The following is a 17135-nucleotide window of genomic DNA, read 5'->3' as shown; positions in this document are numbered from 1 at the left end:
CCTATTCACTATTTATTTCTCATTCCAAGAATAATAGTTGGCATCAGCCATTATTTTTTCTGCTCGTTCAGCAACGCCGTCTAACGCTTTTTGAATATCCAGATCTTCAGTCAGTACTTTCGATAAAGCTGTACCTAAATCTGAGTTAATTTTTCCCCACACTGGAATAATTGGACGCCAATCCGGATCGGCATTTTTAAGTGCTTCACCAAACGTAGCCATGTGAGGGAATTTCTTGTTCACTTCCTCATCAAAGTGAGTTGAGTAACGAGAAGGGTTTCCGCCCGCTAGCGCAATCAGCTTGTCGACTTTCTTAGAAGTCAGCCACTGCATCAATAGGAAGGCCGCTTCCTTATTTTGTGCGTTTTTAGGAATACCGATACCAAAGCCACCGGTTTGAGAGCCTTTGCGAACACCCATAGGGTGCGGTGCCCAGCCAATTTTACCTACCACCTTCGACTTCGTCGGATCATTCACTTGTCCAGCGAATACAGTAGAGTCAAGGAACATTGCAGAATTGCCCTGTAAGAAAGAGGTTCCAGCTTCAGCAAAACCAAATGTTTTAGAGCCTTCTGCGCCACATTCAACAATCGTTTTCAGTGCTTGCGCTGCTTCAACGCCTTGCGCGTTGTTTACAATTGGCTTCCATTGGTCATCAAAGATACGACCACCAAGCGGCGCTAAGTGCAAAAGAAACGCATGCGATGCATGGTGACCAGAAGCAGCGCGAGACGCTAGGCCACCCATTCCAGGTTCTAATTTTGGAATTTCACACGCCAAAGACAGCAGTTCTTTATAGTTTTGAGGCACCTTAAGATTGTGTTTATCAAAGATATCTTTTCGGTAACCCAAGATAGAGGTTTCAGCACCAAACGGTAAACCAAACAGTGAACCAGTAGGCCCTTTTAGATAGCCTTTCTTACCCCCTGCTACGCCAATATTGGACACATAGCCATCGACTAAATCTTCTGCGTCAAAGTTAGGGTCAGCAAGCGATGGATTCATGAAATATCTTGCTAAGTTTTCAAGTTGATCGGCATAAACATAGTCCGCTTTTGAAAAAACAACGTACGCGATGAGATCGTAATCGCCTTTTCTTTTTGTTAATTCCAGCGTTTGCTTTTCACGCATACGAAGATATTGAAGTTGGTCTACTTCAACTTTTATACCTGTTTCTTTCGTGAATTCAGGTAATACCTTCATTACCGCATTGTAATGTGGGTGTGCTGGAAAATTCACAACCAACGTCGTATCTTTATATTCGTCGTATGGACTCGCATAAGAGAATGTTGTGATTGTACTAACAGCTATTGCTGTCAGTGTTTTTTTTCCAAAAATCCTTTTTAGATACGTAATCATTTTGCCTCCTAAGAGCAAGAGAATTAAATTTATGTTCCAATTTACGTTATATGATTATTTCTGTAGTTATTATTATTAGTAAATAGCTTCTTCTGATTGCTTATCAAATATATATATATCTTCAGGCTTTACTTTAAATCTTACGGTTTCACCGGCATTGAATTCATTTAATGAATCCACTTCAACCATGAATCGCTTTTCTTGGACATCAGAAATCAAAACCGTTTGATTTCCAATATATTCATTAACATTAATAGTAAATGTAATGATATTTTCTAATTCATCAGAATCGGTCGTGAATAAAGCAGAAGGTCGAATACCGACAATAATCTCTCCAGACCTTGGTAATTCTGCACCCGGGCTTAATTGAGGTAGCTCAAGTTTAAAATCCGAACCGAGTGCGTATAGTTTCCCGTCAATTTCTTCAACGGTCATATTTAAGAAGTTCATGGGTGGCATTCCCATAAAGCCCGCAACGAATTTATTACTTGGCTTTTCAAAAAGTTCTCTGGGGGTTCCATGCTGTTGAATATAACCATCTTTCATCACAACAATGCGATCAGCGAGAGTCATCGCTTCGATCTGATCATGCGTAACGTAGATAATGTTCTTCTTTATATTTTTGCTCATCATTGCCAATTCTGCACGCATTTGCCCCCGAAGCTTTGCGTCCAAATTTGACAGAGGCTCATCCATCAATAGTGTCGATGAGTTTCTAACCAAGGCTCTTCCCATTGCGACACGCTGCCTTTGCCCACCAGATAACTCGGCAGGTTTTCGGTACAAATACTCAGTAAGCCCGAGCATTTCTGCCGCTTCCGTTACGCGTTTTTTAATGTCACTTTTCGGATGCTTAGCTAACCTCAATGCGAAAGACATGTTTTTATAGACATCCATGTGCGGATACAGTGCATAATCTTGGAATACCATTGCAATGTCTCGATCAATGGGTTCAAGGTTCGATATCTCTCGCTCATCCATTGTTATCTCACCATCACTTACCGTTTCTAGACCTGCGATCATTCTTAGCGTGGTCGATTTACCACAACCAGATGGACCAACGAATACGGTAAACTCATTGTCTTCCATCACTAAGTCGATCTGATGGATCACTTCAGTAGACTGATATCTTTTTGTTAGTTTATTCAAAGTTATTACAGGCATAATCCGTTACTCGTTGTCCTTATTTTGCATAATAAGTGTTGATTTGAAGATGCTATCAACATGCCCCAATATGGAACGTTCTGCGGCGTCTGGGTCGTGGCTTTTCAATGATCTTAGAATTTGGTGGTGTTCTCGAAGGCTTCTCACCGTCGACTTTTCCTCTGCCAGTGCTGCCGTTCGGTGCTCAAGCGCATAGGAATAGACATCGATTGCTATTTTCGACAACAAAGTATTTCGGCAAGCCTGATAGATAACTGTGTGAAATTCTTTATCCGATACTTGGAAAGCGATGTGATCATCTAAAACCGTTTCTTGGTATTCAATAAGAGAAGACAGTTTCTCGATATCTTCATCTTTAATGTTTATTGCCGCAGAGCGCAGAATCGCCGACTCTATTACTTTCCTTGTTTCTACTACGGTAAAAGCATCATAATTCTGGATGTCTTCCACTATGTTGGAAGATTGAATTATTTCTGTGGATCCCTTGGTCACAATGCTTTTTCGTCCACGAGAAACCGTGATCAACCCGCGTTCACTAAGAATCCCCAATGCACCACGTATTGTTTCTCTACTCACGTCATACGATTTGGCAAGTTCTCGCTCAGAAGGTAACGCCTCTCCTTCTTCAATCATTTTTGACGCAATTAAAGCGCTCAGTTTGTCTGCTATTTGTGACTTAAGCGTAAGCCTAGAGACGTCCGAGCTGTAATTGGGCGTATCATTAAAGTCATCGGACATAATTTATTGATCCTTCATCGCTTACTACGTTCATTTTCAATTTTGGTATTTATTCAGTACCAGTTTTTTTATTACCATAGTTAACGGATGTTTGAATTTTGTGACCAAATCGTTAACTACACTTAGATTAATCGACAAACTGGTCTTTATTCAACCAGACCAGTTTGTTTTTTGCTCACTTTGTTGACGAAGTTATCAAAAACAGATGCATTATTGTCACTCAATCTCATTATTTTGGTCTGGTTTTAATACCAAAAAAGCAACCAGTTGCACCACCCATATGGACTTGGTTGCATTTAATATGGACGAATTCCAATGGGTTCAGATAGGAGGTTATGGAAATCCAAGATGAGATCAGACAATTTCGAAAGAGAAATGATACTAGTAAGCGTTTGATATAAATCACTTAATAAAGAAAGTAACACTATTAATGATTAGAGTTTTGCGTGGTTCCCTCTTGAATGCGAGGAATTTGAAACTGGTATGGTCAATCTGAATAAAAAGAAAAACGAGGCAATAATTCGCCTCGTTTTTTACTTTTCAAACACGTTTTTGTGATTCAAACACGTTTTTATCTTGCGAAAACGAGCTTATCTAGAAATCGTATTGCAGATACACCGTGTTGTAATTACTGCCGCCTTTAATCCGACCGAACTGCGAGGCCTTTTCAAATATTGAAGAACGGTGGTGTAAACCATACCCAATCCAAAGATGGCCCCATTCAGGTTTACCGACCATATCACCAACATTGAAGTCGAATGAGATATCCAAATAGTTCATCAAATTACTCATGTTCTCGTATTTACCTTCTAGCTCACTGCTTTCAATGTAGGTAATATTTTGAACATAAGAAATCCCTTCCGCCGCTCCAAATTTCCAACGAAATGGCCATTCAAAGGTGTAATACGCTTTCACCGCAATGACGTACTCAGGGCTAGCACTTTGAGTAGAGCTGCTCCAGTGCCAAGCAGCGCCTGGAGTTAAGTAAATATCAATGGGGGCACCAAAGAGTTCATCGGTTAATGGATGACCGTAGAAAAACGAGGTCATCTTGTTGCCGTTTTCATCTGGTTCACCCTTAAACTTGAATATGTCACCCATATCTGAAGGTGTGGCAAACCCTTGTGCGACACGAAGATACGGGCGCGTGGTAATGTCAGATCGAGAGGTGGTATTCTTGTCGTTAAAGAAACCGAATCCGACAAAGTACTCCTGACCCCATCGCTCTTTTACTGCGATGTTGTCGTAGGCGTTGTCGTCAAGCATCGTTGCATAAGCACTGCCTAATAAGTACAAGTTAGATGCAACACGATAACGAGTTTCGAAACCCACTTTAAACTCAACACCACCGCCAATCTGCTTACCAAAACCGGGGGAACCTTCTAAACCACTGGCTCCGTAGTAATAGGAGTTATAGCTGTCTGATTTGATTCTTAGCTCTGCGCTGGGTTTGAAATCCCAATTTTCGGTCGAGCTTTTCGCCGTCGCACGCACATTACCGAACAAGCGTGCGTCATCGTCGCTCATCAGTTCAGCATCAACATACCAATCAGAGTCTTGGAAGAAATGACGATACTGGACACCCAAATCAAACGAATGACCACCATAACGGTTTTGTTGCGAGGCGGGTAAGTCGACAAATCGAAGGCGAGAGAACAGATTGACTTGATAATCATCCTGCTTGTAGAGGTGCACACCACCTTCTAAGCCATCTAAGTAGGCACTTTCGCCGTTGTAATAGAAAAGAGGAACAAATGTCGATACTGAAGAATCAGATTCACCGGGAAGGTTGTAAACAATGGATGCACCTCGGTAGGCCATCGCTACGCCCCATTCTTGTTCTTTTACCTTTTCTTCTGAAGCTATCGAAGGGAAAGTCATCGCACCCAAAAGCAAAACAGTTGGAGTCAGGTGGGTTGAAGCATGCATAGAAATCGAGCACCTCAATTTATTAAAACATTGAACATTTGTACCTGGGTAACCTTAAGATGCTAGATCCAGCGTTTAATCACTCTGACTTAGAGTTTTATTGAGTTACTGGTCAACAATCGTAGTAAAATCAGAGAAATTACTTTAAGATTCACGCAAAATTGCCGCTACACTTAGTAGAGGCGTACAGTATAACGAATCATTGTGAAAGTATCTGAATTATTGCAAATATTAAGTAAATTCTCCGATAACAACGATCCCCAAGTTGTGACGGGAGAAGAGTGGTTACCAGAACGTTTACTCACAACCAAGCTTGATGACGATCTTCTGTTCTTACATTTCGACCATCAGCCTGCTGACCAAGGCGGCGATGAAGAAGGTCGCGGTTTTGTCGAGCATGAGATCTCAATGCTACGAGATAAGATTCGTACCATTGTTGAGGAAGAAGGTGACTCGAATATGAAAACAGAAGCGTTCCTTGCTCTGTTTCTTATTGGGCATGAACGCTCTTCATCTGAAGTGATCGAAATTCTAGAAGAAGACGTTGATTGATGCGTTAACTGCGCATCTGAAATGTTCGAAGCTCAAATTTGGGGTTCATCCTAGTTCAAGTCTGAACGGTTAATACGACACGACGGTTGCACCCTTTCACTTTGTTCTCTATTTGTTCACATATTGGCGCTGTTTCGCCGTAAGCACGCAAATCTACCTGCTTTTCTTTTCCGAAGGTTTTCTTTAAGAAAGTCGCAACGTTTCGCGCGCGTCGTTGTGATAACCCTTTGTTGTATTCGTCCGTGCCGACTTCATCAGCGTGTCCTTCTACAGCAATGGAAACACTGCTATCCAACAAATTGATGTAGTCCAATAATATGTGTTTATGTTCGTCACTGAGTTTGTCTTTGTCGAAGGCGTAATTCAAAACCAATGTCTGGGAAATGCGGTCATAAATACACTCATCGCTCACCGAAAATTGTTCCGTAACGCTATCTTCACTCACGAACACCGGTTTTTCTGGTTGCGTAACGTGATGACTAAGTAATTGACCCGATTGCTGCGTGCCCAAGTGATTGTTCGCTAGCACACGAGTCGTTTTTAAATATACATTTTCTTCCGCCAAACAATTCGCTGCGGCTTGCCCTGATAACAGCAAAAGTACGCCAAACGCCATTACTCTCATAGTGAGCCCTCATTTCCTTTCAGTCGCCCTGTCTCTTCATTCAACAGGTTTAAAATATGCTTATAAACATCGCTACCATTTTTGGCATGAAGGACGTTGTCTTCCCCCACGCAATCAAAAAAGCCATTCACAGCTTGGTTCATTTCAAAATCGATACCTATCACACCAAAGGTGACAGAAATAGGTTCCCCAAAGCGGTCTGTCTTGCTTTCTAAATCCGACACCATGTTTCTGCAGAGCCCATATTTTGTGAACTCTTTGAGTATCCGTGTTTTCCGCCAGCTGCCATCTGGGCTATGAATTGCCCAAGGCCTCTCGGTATCCTCACCATCGGATAGGACGATGATAACTTGTTGAGGGTTGTACTCTTCTTGGCTATTCGAGAGTTCGGCCACACGGAGTAAACCCTGCCATGAATGAGTAAAGCCACCCGCTTTAAACGCTTTAAACTCATTGCTGAACCCGCTGTAATCGTCGGTTAGATCAATATCGTGGAACAGTCGCCTCGGGCGATAGTTATGTCGTTCAAGCTCGGGACTGATAATTAGGGGATTTTTTTTGTCGTTACGATGGACAATTGAATCGTTCACTCTTTGTAAAACCACATGTTCGAACACTTCGCGTCTACCATTGATTTTTTGATAGTTGAAGTGGTTGTACCCCACAAGAGCAACGCGGCTTTTATGGCTATTGAATCGGTTGAAGTTTTCAAGGTCATCCAATATTAAATTAATGGTATTTTTCACTGTGGCGAGTTTACTGCCTCGCCCTGGGCTTGCTGAAAAGCGTTCATTCATTGACCCACTAAAATCGACAACAAAATAGATATCTACCGGCTTAGGTAGGTACTTTCGGCTTGTCGACGCACCAGAAATCTTAAATTTTGGTTTTAGGCCCAAACTGCTGTAGCTGATCCAAGAGTTGTGTTCGGTTGTCGCCGTCACGACAAAATCGGCAAAAGGAGAAATCTCCCCAGCGTCCTGCACACACCCTGTATCGTAATCGCAGCGCGTATCGACAATCGATACTGCTACGTCACCGTCGTTAAACGGCATATAATGATTGACGATTCGAGACGCCAGCTCCGTGTCCGGGGCATTATTTCCGGTAGAAGATGAAATTAACCCAAGGCTTGCCACTTCTGTCGCCTCACTTAACTTGGCGTGCGCGTGCAACTGTTGCGTGGTTTGCATTGCCAATGCCAACATGCCAAACATAAACGGCAGACAGCACATGAAAATCAAAAACGCTGCCCCTTTTTGCTTATTCATCGTTCCCCTTTTCATTGAGCGCTGGCTCTTTGAACGCTGATTCGTTGAACATATGTTCTGTATAGACATAGCTAAATCCTCGCAAACGAAAAGGCAGACGTAACAACATTAAGCAGCTCGCCTTTACTCGCACCCAAGAGGTTAAAGGGCGTGCGGTAACAGAGTGACACTTTGTAAACGGGCAACTTACGGTTTCGAGACGTGGTTGGGATAATCTTGTCCACTTCTCTTAGCGGAGTAAAACTGCACCCTGTTACCCACCCTACTTCACGCATCGCGTAAACTTGTCGGTCGGGATAAACCACCAGCTCCTCAATTCGAATGCCAAATTTATTCGAGTCAAACTGATTCGACATCCGATTCATTGCCGAAATGCCCACGGCGTATAATTCTGCCGCCAGCAGCTCGCATTCCCCTGCATACCGACATATGTCGCCTTCGTCACGGAACAGCTCTCGTCGCTCAGACATCACTGACACGAGTGAATACGCGAGCCGATCCATTTGCCCTTTTTTGGCAGTGGCAACGAGAAAGTTCACCTGCATAACAAAAAAGCCCGTCACAAACACCAACACCAAAGCAAGCTCGATGGTAAAAGCGCCGCGCTGCACATTTGAATTGGAAGAACGTCTAAGCACACGAGCCTCCTTGACCTAACTTAAAGGTACATCGCTCATATTCCTGAATTGCCATTACTTCACGGCGCATTTCAATGGATGGCAGTAGCAAGTTAAAAACAGGTGAATACTCAAAGGCGACTTCGTAAAGTGCTAACGCTTTGTTTTTGGGTTCAGAGGACACCCCCGAGCAAGATGAAATCTCTCTAACGGATGTACTGCAACGGACGAGCGTTTGATAGCCATCGATGTAGTGAATACGAGACCGAATCGATTGGCTATCAATGACCGCGGGAAGAAAAATACCCCCACTTCGACGAATCGCAGACCGAATGGCTCTGTCATAGTTGATCGTGCTAATGGCATCTGCCCTACCCAATTTTTTAGTATCAGATACTGCTCGCGTGATGGCGTGATCAGTCACCGCAATGGCGTAAACCATCAAACACAGTTCAAACCATGTCAGCACCATTAAAAGTAAAATCGGTAAACCAAAGGCAGCCTCTACACTGATGACCCCTTTTTGCTTCCTAAGTTGTGATTTTCCAATCGACATAGTTAAGATTACCTACAGCTCTATGTGTCGATTTTTTGTGTAATCCACAACAAACGCCCCTTTCACCTTCATTCGGTTTAGGTACGCTTTCGCTTCTTCAATGGAGCTAAACTCACCAATGCAGTAGCGTTTCCAAAGGTTATGGGAATACGCGTAAACTGTTCCATAATTCGTACGCAGATAATTCAGGTATTCACTCGAAATCGCTTTATACGTCGCCAATACTTGGATTCGGTAAATCGACGGTGCTTTAGGTTTGAGGTTTTGCGGGTTGAATACCATCTTGCTAGCGACTGGTTGATGGTTTCCAGCGTGGTCGACCGCCATAGCGGCAGTTTGTAGTTGGGTTTGTGGTTTATACACCGCACTTTCCTCCGCATAACGCGATTGATTGACAGGCCGAGTTGCGGCGCTGGTTGAACGAGTTTGAGTCTTGGCGGAAGACGAGCGAACCATTTTGGGCGCAGGTTTCTTTTTCACCGATTTCATCAATTTGGTCAGTTGCGTTCTTGCCTCTTCTTCAGGGTATTTTTCTCGAAGTGCATCTAAGGCAATATCCGGTCGGTTCGCATTCACAGATGCCAAGATTAAATTTGAACGCACTTTTTCATCGTTTGGTTGATCGAGATATAAGTCGTAAAGCATGGTCATCGCATCTTCGTATTGCCCCTGCATGAGGTTCACAACGGCAATGCTATTTTTCGCTTCTCTATCCGACGCTCCGAGCTTTCTACTCTGTTCAAAATACTCAATTGCCGCCCCGTATTGCCTCTGTTGAGCTTTGATTTTTCCCATAAGAATGTGATGCTGATATTTGTCACCACCTTCATCCAGATAACGCTCTAGCCACTGTTCACTTTCTGCGAAACCACGCTTCAGGTAAGCAATTTCAGCTTTGGCTAGCATCACTTCAGGCTCGTCTTTTTCAGACTCATCGAACGTATTGAGATAAAGCTCCGCTGAAGACGTGTCTTTCAAGTCGATATACACATTCACTAGCTTGATTTTGAATTCGTCATTTTCTTTAATATTGGCTTTATAAAACTCCACCAGTTGCGTCTTGTCGTTGGTTCTCAACAACAAGTCCTCTTTGGTATCCAACTCACCGTTGGTGGACGCACAGCCAGTTAAAGCAAGTGAGAGTAATAAAGCGCACTTTACATTGGTCCAAAATTTGATAGCCCGTCTTTCATTAGCCATTTGAAAACATCCTTAAAATTCCAGGGGCAGCAATCAGCACAACAATGGGAACCATGATGAACGTGATAAGTGGTATGGACATTTTGGCACCCATTTTTCCTATCTTTTCTTCGAGATCCATCATGTTGATTTCACGTATGTCTGTTGCCAATGTCGCGAGTACCGGTCCGACAGACGAGCCATACTGCAAACTCTGAGTCAGTGTCATTACAAAACTCTGCGCTTCGGTTGTAGGAACAATGTCATAAAACTCCGCCAACGCCTTTTCCAGCCCTACCACCCTTGCTCGCTCGGTGGTACGCCTTAACACAAAAGCCAAATTTTCATCCACCGTTGCGATTTCGTTACTCAGGAATTCCAAGGTAGACTCGATGGTCATGCCGGTGTGAACACAGACATTCATCAGATCAAGTAAAAACGGCAATCGTGAACTAATGTGCTTGACGTTTTTTTTCGCTCGTGCCGCCACATAGGTATCCGGTCCAATCAAAAATAGAACTAAAGCCACCCCCGCTATCATGAAGAATTCAGCAAAATCGAGGTCCCCAATAAAGAACCCGTAAAGCGTGCTTAAAAACACCAATAGAAACGGAATGAACTTAAACAGGTAGTAACTTTTGGCGACAAACTCATTGTAAATCCCTGCGGCAATCAGTTTTTGTCGGTTTTCTTCATGGTTGAAACTGAATGCTTCCACCAACCGATTCATGATCGCCAATTGCCGTTTTTCTTCTTTGGTCGAACCGATGATTTGACTGGTATAGAACTTAGCAACCAACGAATCCCACATCTTGATAAGAAACCAAGCAAAGATAAGGGAGACAGCAAGCGCGAAAGCTAAGAAAATAGTGGTGCGTAGATCCATCAGTTCACTCCACGCAAAATCATGGAGATACAGAAAAAGCCAATAAACTCACTGATCAGAACGTAATAAAAAATGGGTTTTCCACCTTCTTCAAACATTACGAAGTTATAGTTTTCTGGGCTGGTGAATCTCAGAATGAGAAGAAAAATGATCGGCAAGCACGCCACTATTTTTGCTGAAGATCGCGCTTCAGACGTTAAAGCATTTTTCTTTTTTTCCATCGCTCGTGATTCAAACATGATTCGGTTGATTTTGTTGATCACGTTTTTAAGCTGACCGCCTCGGCTCAGGTTGATTCGAATGGTCGAAATAAAAAAGAAGTACTCCACGTATGGGAAGGTGGTCGCGCTGCGTGACAATACATCGTCTGGGTCTTCACCAATCAGTAAGCGTTCTGCCATGAATTTGAATTCACGCCCTACTTCGTTATCCAGCTTTTCGCCCACGTACTCAAATGCGTGAATGATACTTTGCCCAGCAGCGATGGCACCCGACAAAATATTCAGCGCGTCTGGAAAGTCACTTTTGAATTTTTCTTCTTTAATGTCACTGAGTTTGAACAGAAATACGATGAACAAAATAGGCTGCCCTATCGCTAAACAGACCAGAAAATCTTGGCTGAATAAGAACAAGTTAACCGCATAAATAAGTGCTCCACTGATCAGCAAAAACAGCACTATTTTTTTAGGTATATTGGGTTCCAACAGTTTTTTCAGCTTCTTGAAGATGAACTTCACTTGGATCCAAACACTGGTTTCAAACCGATCCATATCGATGACCGTTTTGACACCTTCTATCCCATCGAACTCTGTTTCTTGATCGATAAGTGCGGTCACTTTTCGGCTGGTTTTCTTATGTTGGAACCAAAACACAATGGCAACCACGCACCAAATGGCGAACAACCACATCATGAGAACAGCTCCTCTAATGCGCCCTCTAAGCCGAAAAACTGCGCTCGTTCGTACACAATAGAACGTTTAGATAAACCTGGAGAGCGGAACTCACCATCGATTTTTCCATCTTCCAATGTGCCTTTGTTCTCGAACCGGAAGATGTCTTCCATCACCACGCTATCGCCTTCCAACCCAACCACTTCGGAGATGTAGAGCACTTTTCTGCTGCCATCGTGCAAGCGCTTAACCTGCACAATCAAATCCACCGCGCTCACAATGGTGCGTCGGATCGCCTGAATAGGTAAACTTGCCGTTGCCATCATCACCATGCTTTCTGTTCGAGCAACCGCATCCCTTGGCGTGTTGGCGTGAAGCGTCGACATCGATCCATCGTGACCCGTGTTCATCGCTTGAAGCATTTCAAACGCCTCACCGCCACGGCATTCACCTACAATGATCCTGTCTGGTCGCATACGCAGGGAGTTAATCACCAAGTCGCGAGCGGTGATTTCACCCGTTCCTTCAACACTGGCTTGGCGAGTTTCTAGACGAACGATATGCGGCTGCTGCAATTGCAGTTCCGCCGCATCCTCAATGGTGACGATACGTTCTGTTTCACCGATGTAGCCCGATAGTGCGTTGAGCAATGTGGTTTTACCCGAACCCGTACCACCAGAAATCAACACATTGCATTTGCAATGGCTGGCAATGGACAAAAGCTTTGCCATTTCGATGGAGAGAGCGCCGAATTCCACCAAGTTTTCGAGTTTTATTTTATGCTGTTTGAATTTACGGATAGAAATGGAGGTGCCGTCTATCGCAAGTGGGGGAATGACGATATTGACACGGCTGCCGTCTTCTAAACGCGCATCACAAAGCGGCTTGGATTCATCGATTCGACGCCCTACATTTGAGGCAATTCGTTTTGCAATGGTGCTGAGTTGTTTTTCGTTAACGAACTGAATCGGCGACTTCTGAACTTTGCCGCCAATCTCGATAAAGATATTGTGCGGCCCGTTGATCATAATGTCTGAAATGTCATCGTTATCGAGCAAGGTTTGCAGTGGTCCCAGCCCTTTTAGCTCTGCAAGTAACGCTTTCACTAACTCAATGCGCTGAGAATTGGACACCTGCAACCCTCGCCTGTCGATAAGCAGGTTAACGGTTTCTTTAAGCTGGGCTTCCAGCTCTTCGTTACTTATTTCCACTAAGGTTGACGCGTCTAACGCATCAAAGATTTCGTCTCTTAGCTCTATGTAGATTTTATTAAACTGGCTCATCTACCCCTCGCTTATTTCTTGAACAAAGAAAATTTGGATTTAGGGCGGATGTTTTTTCCGGTGAGTTCTTTCACCATTTCAACGACTGGCAAAGAGAATTTACTTTTCATCACTGCTTTCATTCCCTGCTGAATCAATAACTTTTCCAAGCCCGATTCGTAGGCAAAAGAAAGCGCTTCTTTCCGCTTAACCCGTTCTTTCGCGTTCTCTAGAGGCACCATGTAGTCTTTCGCAGGGCGATTTTGAATGAACAACACTTGGTGAGCCGATTTGCCCATCTTTTTCTTAATAATGTTATAGGCGCGCAATGCCGCCACAGACGGATCGCAGATCAGGTAAATACGGTGATATTTTTCACTCAAGTCTTGATCGTGCACTTCTTCAAAAGACGTCAGTGGCACAGAATCCACAATAAAGTTGTAATTGCTTTCAAGCTGATAGGAAAGGTTATGCAGTGTAGAGGCATGGTCTCCGACACAAGCGGTGGTTTTTTCGAGAATCAGGTAGTCGAGCTTATCGTCTACCTTCGAGACATAGGTTTGAGCGATGGCACTGTCTATGTCTCTCTGGTTCAATTCGATGCTGTTGTGCCTTGGCTTTACCCCTTTCATACCGAGAAAGATATCCGAGGTAAACGCACCAGAGTCGTGATCCACCAGCAGCGTTTTTAATTGCGCTTCGGAAGATAATCCGTACGCCACCAATGAAGATATGGTCGAGAGCCCAATTCCGCCTTTGCAAGAAAGCAGAAGAACGCGTTTTGCAACACGGGTTTTATTCACCAATGATCCGGTTGCAGATTCAGATACGCTCACGGCATTCAGCAGATCTTGGAGGTTTTCATCCCACAAAACGTAGTCTGCCCCTAGAGCCTGCACACGGTTTTTTAAACGAATGGAATCCGAATTGCTGATGGCAATAATGCGAATACCAACATCCAACTTAGTAGTAATGTCGCTGATTTCTTCAACGACATTGGTCGACTGACGAAAATCCAACACCACGTGTTTGATTTTCTGCTTACCTAAATTCATGTTGGATTGGCTGGTCAATTCCGGCATTTCAATTGGCGGTGGAAACCCTTCTATCGCATACAAGTCCCTTACCGACTGAACAAACTCTGCGTCGTCGGAAACCAGTAAATCGGAAAACTCGGATACGGCTTTTTTTGGGGACGCCGAGGTTTTAAATAAGTTATTTAAATCCATCGCTTACTTAACACCTTTTAGAGGCTGACTCAGGCTGATCACACGGTTGTATTCAACCGCGCACCCGAAATGGAAATTTTGCGCATTCCCCATATGAAGAGATTCGCACTGTTTCTCGTTAACCAAGGTGTACCGAGAAACAATTGAAACGGCTTTGTCGGACAGCGGGCGTGACTCACTATCTGTGTCGCTTGATTCTTTTAACTTCGCGCTGATTCGATGGCGATCAATGCCTTTTGTTTTCGCCGACTCCAGCAATTCCGCAACGAATTCACTTTCGTTAGGGTGATAGAAGACTTCAAACTCCGACTTTTTGTGGTGCTTATTCACGTCGCCGATAAACCCCATGCTGCGTTTCAACGCGATGTGTTTATCAACAACATTAAATTCGTATATCTGCTCTAACTCATCGACTTGGGTTAGGTTCGTAGACATTGGAGAACTGCAACCGATAAGCAAAAGGGGCGCTGAAATCGTCAGAATTTTTGTGACGAATGAGTGTCTTAAGAGCATTAAAAACCTCCTGCTTTTATGGTTTGTTCTACGTCTGGATCCGATAAATTGATTCTGAATAGCCGCTCTAAATCGCTGCTCGCTTTGAATTTTGGCAACTTGATGTCTTTGCTTTTTACCGGATCAACTAAGTTAACGGTGGCTACTATGATCAATTCAGTTTTCGTACGGTTGGATTTGGTGTGGCTAAACAGCGCGCCAAGAATTGGGATGTCACCCAAGACAGGAATACGGCTTAATGTTTCACGCTCTTCCGTTGTTAATAACCCTGCAAGAACAAAGCTTTGTCCATCTTTAAGTTGCACTGTGGTTTGTGCTTTTCGAGTACGCAGAGAAGGCATGTTGTAGAACGCGTTGCTTTGGCTATTCGACGCGTCAATCGAACTCACTTCGGGCAGAAGTGTTAGTCGAATGTTTTCTGTGTCCGTTACTTTGCCGACCATCGATAGTTTAATGCCGTACTCTTTGTATGAGATGGACACACCATCGCCATCTCGCACCACCATAGGTAATTCGCCACCAACTAAAAAGCTCGCGGTTTCACCAGAAATAACCGACAGATTTGGCTCTGCGAGCACTTGTCCGATGGAGTCGTCCTTACTGGCGGCAATCACCGCGACGATGTCCTCAGCCGAAAATTCTAAGATTTGTTTAACGTATTTACCGGGTTGACCAATGTTGCTGTACGAAACACCCAGTTCCGACAAAAAGTTGCTAGAGACTTCAGCGACAGTCAGCTTTACATTAATTTGTTCGGTGGACAGAACCTTGAGGTGATTGATAATCCCTTCGAAAACGAAACTTTCGGTGTAATCCAACTCGTTATCGGACCCACTGTCTTCCAACTTATAGGTATTTCTCGTGGATTTTTTCTTCAGCATTTCACCAACTAAGCGATAGATTTTCTTTTTTACTTCTTCGCTTTGAACGGTGCCGTCTAAAACCACCTGCTCACCGACATTAGTCACGTTGACTTCTTGATCCGGAAAATGAGCAACAAGCATCTGCTTAACCAAACGCAAGCTCTTGTTCACTACGATTTCTGAGTTATAGATTTCATTGCCACCGCGATCAAAAACGATCAAACTCGCCGTGCCCACACTGACTCCATGGATTACGATTTTGGTTTCATCTATTACTTTGTAGTCGGCGATGTTTTGGTCGGACACAAAAACGGTATCTATCGTTCGATTGGTTTTCACCGTTTTTGCCGCGCCCTGATCTATCGACACCAGTTCAGCTGCGCCAATATTGAGGTGCGTAAATAAAGCAAAAATGAGAACGGCTACTTTTGTATTTTTCATTATTCACTGCCTGCTCTGAGTTCTCTGACCCCATGTTGTTTTTCAAGTAGGTCAACGCTACGTACGGAAAGAAACTGATTGGTCATGTTGGAGGGCACAATACTGATCTGCCCGATTTGCTTAGCGATATCCAATTTCATTACCTGACGAATACTCAACTCAATCACCAAGCGTTTTGCTTTAACTTGACGCCCCTGCTCGCTGCTGGACTCACCTGTATCGGTGACTTGGATAACCTTAGCGTCATGAATCAGAACTTCAGAAATCAGGTTGCCCACATCTTTAAATTCCGCTTCATGAATATTCGAATAGGAATTGGTGGTGGAGATGAAGCTGACTTTGTCCCCCGCATAGGTGCCAATGGCATCTAACACACTTTTCCCATCGGTTTCGTAGTAGTAAGGCACGTGATCTTTCGCCAAGGTAAAGCTGATGTAATCGTCGTCACCTGGGAACGATAGCTGGGATCTTTTAAGCAGTGTTCCTTTGCTAAGTTGAGCTCTAAAAAGACTACTTTTTGGAATCTTGCTGCCTTGAACCAGCAAGCCATTTTGCTGCGCTTTTGTTTCTGTCATCTCAACCCATTCCACATTGGCCAAGCTGTATTGAACCCCTTTTTCTACAGGCTCAACTAAAGTCAGAACGTTAACCGTCGCTTCTTGTGTTGAAACGGGTATTACCGGGGCTTCACTAGCAAATAAAATATCTTTGGAATAAAACAGCCCTAGAAATAACAACGCAGAAAGTAAGATAAAGAGAACAGGTTTACTCATGAAGCGTAACTCTTATGATTGTGGGTAGGAAAAGCCTACCCATATGGTGATGACTAAAAATTACGGAGTGACGGCTGCATCAGTAGTAGCGGTTGTTAGTTGACTGGAAATTTGAGCAATAGCACCTGAAATTGCATCACCTAAACCACTGTTAAATGCCGCCAAAATAATGCCAGAAATAACAACAGCAATGATTGCATATTCAACTGCAGTTACACCGCGCTCGTCTTTTTGGAATTTAGCCAATAGGTTTGTAATTGTGTTTAACATTGTCATTTAATCCTTCTT

General features: G+C 43.6%; 18 protein-coding genes. 1 reads left to right on the top strand and 17 read right to left on the bottom strand.

Going from position 1 to position 17135, the window contains the following annotated elements; translation table 11 throughout:
* Positions 1 to 12: 12 nt before the first annotated feature.
* The 4 genes from Q8W40_RS19410 to Q8W40_RS19395 all read right to left on the bottom strand — a co-directional run bounded on the left by Q8W40_RS19410 (position 13) and on the right by Q8W40_RS19395 (position 5190).
* On the bottom strand, positions 13 to 1359 hold the full coding sequence (locus Q8W40_RS19410) for an extracellular solute-binding protein (RefSeq protein WP_305399532.1): 1347 nt from the start codon (positions 1357 to 1359) through the stop codon (positions 13 to 15).
* A gap of 75 nt (positions 1360 to 1434) precedes the next feature.
* Positions 1435 to 2523 (bottom strand): ABC transporter ATP-binding protein, encoded by a 1089-nt coding sequence (locus Q8W40_RS19405; protein WP_305399530.1) that lies wholly within the window; start codon positions 2521 to 2523, stop codon positions 1435 to 1437.
* A gap of 6 nt (positions 2524 to 2529) precedes the next feature.
* Positions 2530 to 3261, bottom strand: a complete 732-nt coding sequence (locus Q8W40_RS19400; RefSeq protein WP_305399528.1) for a FadR/GntR family transcriptional regulator — start codon at positions 3259 to 3261, stop codon at positions 2530 to 2532.
* A gap of 594 nt (positions 3262 to 3855) precedes the next feature.
* A complete protein-coding gene (locus tag Q8W40_RS19395) occupies positions 3856 to 5190 on the bottom strand; it encodes a MipA/OmpV family protein (RefSeq protein WP_370693406.1) in 1335 nt (444 codons plus the stop codon).
* Between the two features lie 204 nt (positions 5191 to 5394).
* Between Q8W40_RS19395 and Q8W40_RS19390 the strand changes: the two genes are divergently transcribed.
* Positions 5395 to 5742 carry a hypothetical protein gene (locus tag Q8W40_RS19390; protein WP_101113709.1) on the top strand — a complete coding sequence of 116 codons (348 nt, stop codon included), beginning with the start codon at positions 5395 to 5397 and terminating at the stop codon, positions 5740 to 5742.
* 55 nt (positions 5743 to 5797) lie between these two features.
* Here the strand turns inward: Q8W40_RS19390 and Q8W40_RS19385 are convergent, their stop codons facing one another.
* From Q8W40_RS19385 to Q8W40_RS19325, 13 genes are all read right to left on the bottom strand, one after another.
* On the bottom strand, positions 5798 to 6367 hold the full coding sequence (locus tag Q8W40_RS19385; protein ID WP_305399525.1) for an OmpA family protein: 570 nt from the start codon (positions 6365 to 6367) through the stop codon (positions 5798 to 5800).
* Complete coding sequence (locus Q8W40_RS19380) at positions 6364 to 7638, bottom strand: TadE/TadG family type IV pilus assembly protein (protein ID WP_305399523.1); 1275 nt, start codon at positions 7636 to 7638, stop codon at positions 6364 to 6366. Before Q8W40_RS19380 ends, Q8W40_RS19385 begins: the two co-directional genes overlap by 4 nt.
* 71 nt (positions 7639 to 7709) lie before the next feature.
* Positions 7710 to 8276 carry a tight adherence pilus pseudopilin TadF gene (gene tadF / locus Q8W40_RS19375; RefSeq protein WP_101113706.1) on the bottom strand — a complete coding sequence of 189 codons (567 nt, stop codon included), beginning with the start codon at positions 8274 to 8276 and terminating at the stop codon, positions 7710 to 7712.
* The gene (locus tag Q8W40_RS19370; protein ID WP_305399520.1) at positions 8269 to 8811 is read right to left on the bottom strand and encodes a TadE/TadG family type IV pilus assembly protein; all 543 of its coding nucleotides are present in this window, start codon (positions 8809 to 8811) and stop codon (positions 8269 to 8271) included. Before Q8W40_RS19370 ends, tadF begins: the two co-directional genes overlap by 8 nt.
* Before the next feature lie 12 nt (positions 8812 to 8823).
* On the bottom strand, positions 8824 to 10011 hold the full coding sequence (locus Q8W40_RS19365; protein ID WP_305399518.1) for a tetratricopeptide repeat protein: 1188 nt from the start codon (positions 10009 to 10011) through the stop codon (positions 8824 to 8826).
* A complete protein-coding gene (locus tag Q8W40_RS19360; RefSeq protein WP_126607523.1) occupies positions 10004 to 10876 on the bottom strand; it encodes a type II secretion system F family protein in 873 nt (290 codons plus the stop codon). Before Q8W40_RS19360 ends, Q8W40_RS19365 begins: the two co-directional genes overlap by 8 nt.
* Positions 10876 to 11787: a type II secretion system F family protein gene (locus Q8W40_RS19355; RefSeq protein ID WP_305399516.1), complete on the bottom strand. Its 912-nt coding sequence runs from the start codon at positions 11785 to 11787 to the stop codon at positions 10876 to 10878. The genes Q8W40_RS19360 and Q8W40_RS19355 overlap by 1 nt, the downstream gene beginning before the upstream one ends.
* Positions 11784 to 13049, bottom strand: a complete 1266-nt coding sequence (locus tag Q8W40_RS19350) for a CpaF family protein (RefSeq protein WP_305399514.1) — start codon at positions 13047 to 13049, stop codon at positions 11784 to 11786. Before Q8W40_RS19350 ends, Q8W40_RS19355 begins: the two co-directional genes overlap by 4 nt.
* Before the next feature lie 11 nt (positions 13050 to 13060).
* The gene (locus Q8W40_RS19345) at positions 13061 to 14257 is read right to left on the bottom strand and encodes an AAA family ATPase (RefSeq protein ID WP_305399512.1); all 1197 of its coding nucleotides are present in this window, start codon (positions 14255 to 14257) and stop codon (positions 13061 to 13063) included.
* A gap of 3 nt (positions 14258 to 14260) precedes the next feature.
* The gene (locus Q8W40_RS19340; protein WP_305399510.1) at positions 14261 to 14770 is read right to left on the bottom strand and encodes a hypothetical protein; all 510 of its coding nucleotides are present in this window, start codon (positions 14768 to 14770) and stop codon (positions 14261 to 14263) included.
* On the bottom strand, positions 14770 to 16074 hold the full coding sequence (locus tag Q8W40_RS19335; RefSeq protein WP_305399508.1) for a type II and III secretion system protein family protein: 1305 nt from the start codon (positions 16072 to 16074) through the stop codon (positions 14770 to 14772). The genes Q8W40_RS19340 and Q8W40_RS19335 overlap by 1 nt, the downstream gene beginning before the upstream one ends.
* Positions 16074 to 16847 (bottom strand): pilus assembly protein CpaB, encoded by a 774-nt coding sequence (locus tag Q8W40_RS19330; RefSeq protein ID WP_305399506.1) that lies wholly within the window; start codon positions 16845 to 16847, stop codon positions 16074 to 16076. Before Q8W40_RS19330 ends, Q8W40_RS19335 begins: the two co-directional genes overlap by 1 nt.
* A 60-nt stretch (positions 16848 to 16907) precedes the next feature.
* Positions 16908 to 17117: a Flp family type IVb pilin gene (locus tag Q8W40_RS19325; RefSeq protein ID WP_237322487.1), complete on the bottom strand. Its 210-nt coding sequence runs from the start codon at positions 17115 to 17117 to the stop codon at positions 16908 to 16910.
* Between the last annotated feature and the right edge of the window lie 18 nt (positions 17118 to 17135).

It is taken from the genome of Vibrio penaeicida (genome assembly GCF_030689305.1).
Classification (GTDB): Bacteria; Pseudomonadota; Gammaproteobacteria; order Enterobacterales; family Vibrionaceae; genus Vibrio; species Vibrio penaeicida_B.
Note: the sequence above shows the minus strand (reverse complement) of the source record. Positions and strands in the feature narration are given on the sequence as shown.

Bases quoted from the DNA above. Each gene is read 5' to 3' on its own strand.
- Q8W40_RS19410 (WP_305399532.1), bottom strand. From the start codon at position 1,359: ATGATTACGTATCTAAAAAGGATTTTTGGAAAAAAAACACTGACAGCA.
- Q8W40_RS19405 (WP_305399530.1), bottom strand. From the start codon at position 2,523: ATGCCTGTAATAACTTTGAATAAACTAACAAAAAGATATCAGTCTACT.
- Q8W40_RS19400 (WP_305399528.1), bottom strand. From the start codon at position 3,261: ATGTCCGATGACTTTAATGATACGCCCAATTACAGCTCGGACGTCTCT.
- Q8W40_RS19395 (WP_370693406.1), bottom strand. From the start codon at position 5,190: ATGCATGCTTCAACCCACCTGACTCCAACTGTTTTGCTTTTGGGTGCG.
- Q8W40_RS19385 (WP_305399525.1), bottom strand. From the start codon at position 6,367: ATGAGAGTAATGGCGTTTGGCGTACTTTTGCTGTTATCAGGGCAAGCC.
- Q8W40_RS19380 (WP_305399523.1), bottom strand. From the start codon at position 7,638: ATGAATAAGCAAAAAGGGGCAGCGTTTTTGATTTTCATGTGCTGTCTG.
- Q8W40_RS19370 (WP_305399520.1), bottom strand. From the start codon at position 8,811: ATGTCGATTGGAAAATCACAACTTAGGAAGCAAAAAGGGGTCATCAGT.
- Q8W40_RS19365 (WP_305399518.1), bottom strand. From the start codon at position 10,011: ATGGCTAATGAAAGACGGGCTATCAAATTTTGGACCAATGTAAAGTGC.
- Q8W40_RS19360 (WP_126607523.1), bottom strand. From the start codon at position 10,876: ATGGATCTACGCACCACTATTTTCTTAGCTTTCGCGCTTGCTGTCTCC.
- Q8W40_RS19355 (WP_305399516.1), bottom strand. From the start codon at position 11,787: ATGATGTGGTTGTTCGCCATTTGGTGCGTGGTTGCCATTGTGTTTTGG.
- Q8W40_RS19350 (WP_305399514.1), bottom strand. From the start codon at position 13,049: ATGAGCCAGTTTAATAAAATCTACATAGAGCTAAGAGACGAAATCTTT.
- Q8W40_RS19345 (WP_305399512.1), bottom strand. From the start codon at position 14,257: ATGGATTTAAATAACTTATTTAAAACCTCGGCGTCCCCAAAAAAAGCC.
- Q8W40_RS19340 (WP_305399510.1), bottom strand. From the start codon at position 14,770: ATGCTCTTAAGACACTCATTCGTCACAAAAATTCTGACGATTTCAGCG.
- Q8W40_RS19335 (WP_305399508.1), bottom strand. From the start codon at position 16,074: ATGAAAAATACAAAAGTAGCCGTTCTCATTTTTGCTTTATTTACGCAC.
- Q8W40_RS19330 (WP_305399506.1), bottom strand. From the start codon at position 16,847: ATGAGTAAACCTGTTCTCTTTATCTTACTTTCTGCGTTGTTATTTCTA.
- Q8W40_RS19325 (WP_237322487.1), bottom strand. From the start codon at position 17,117: ATGTTAAACACAATTACAAACCTATTGGCTAAATTCCAAAAAGACGAG.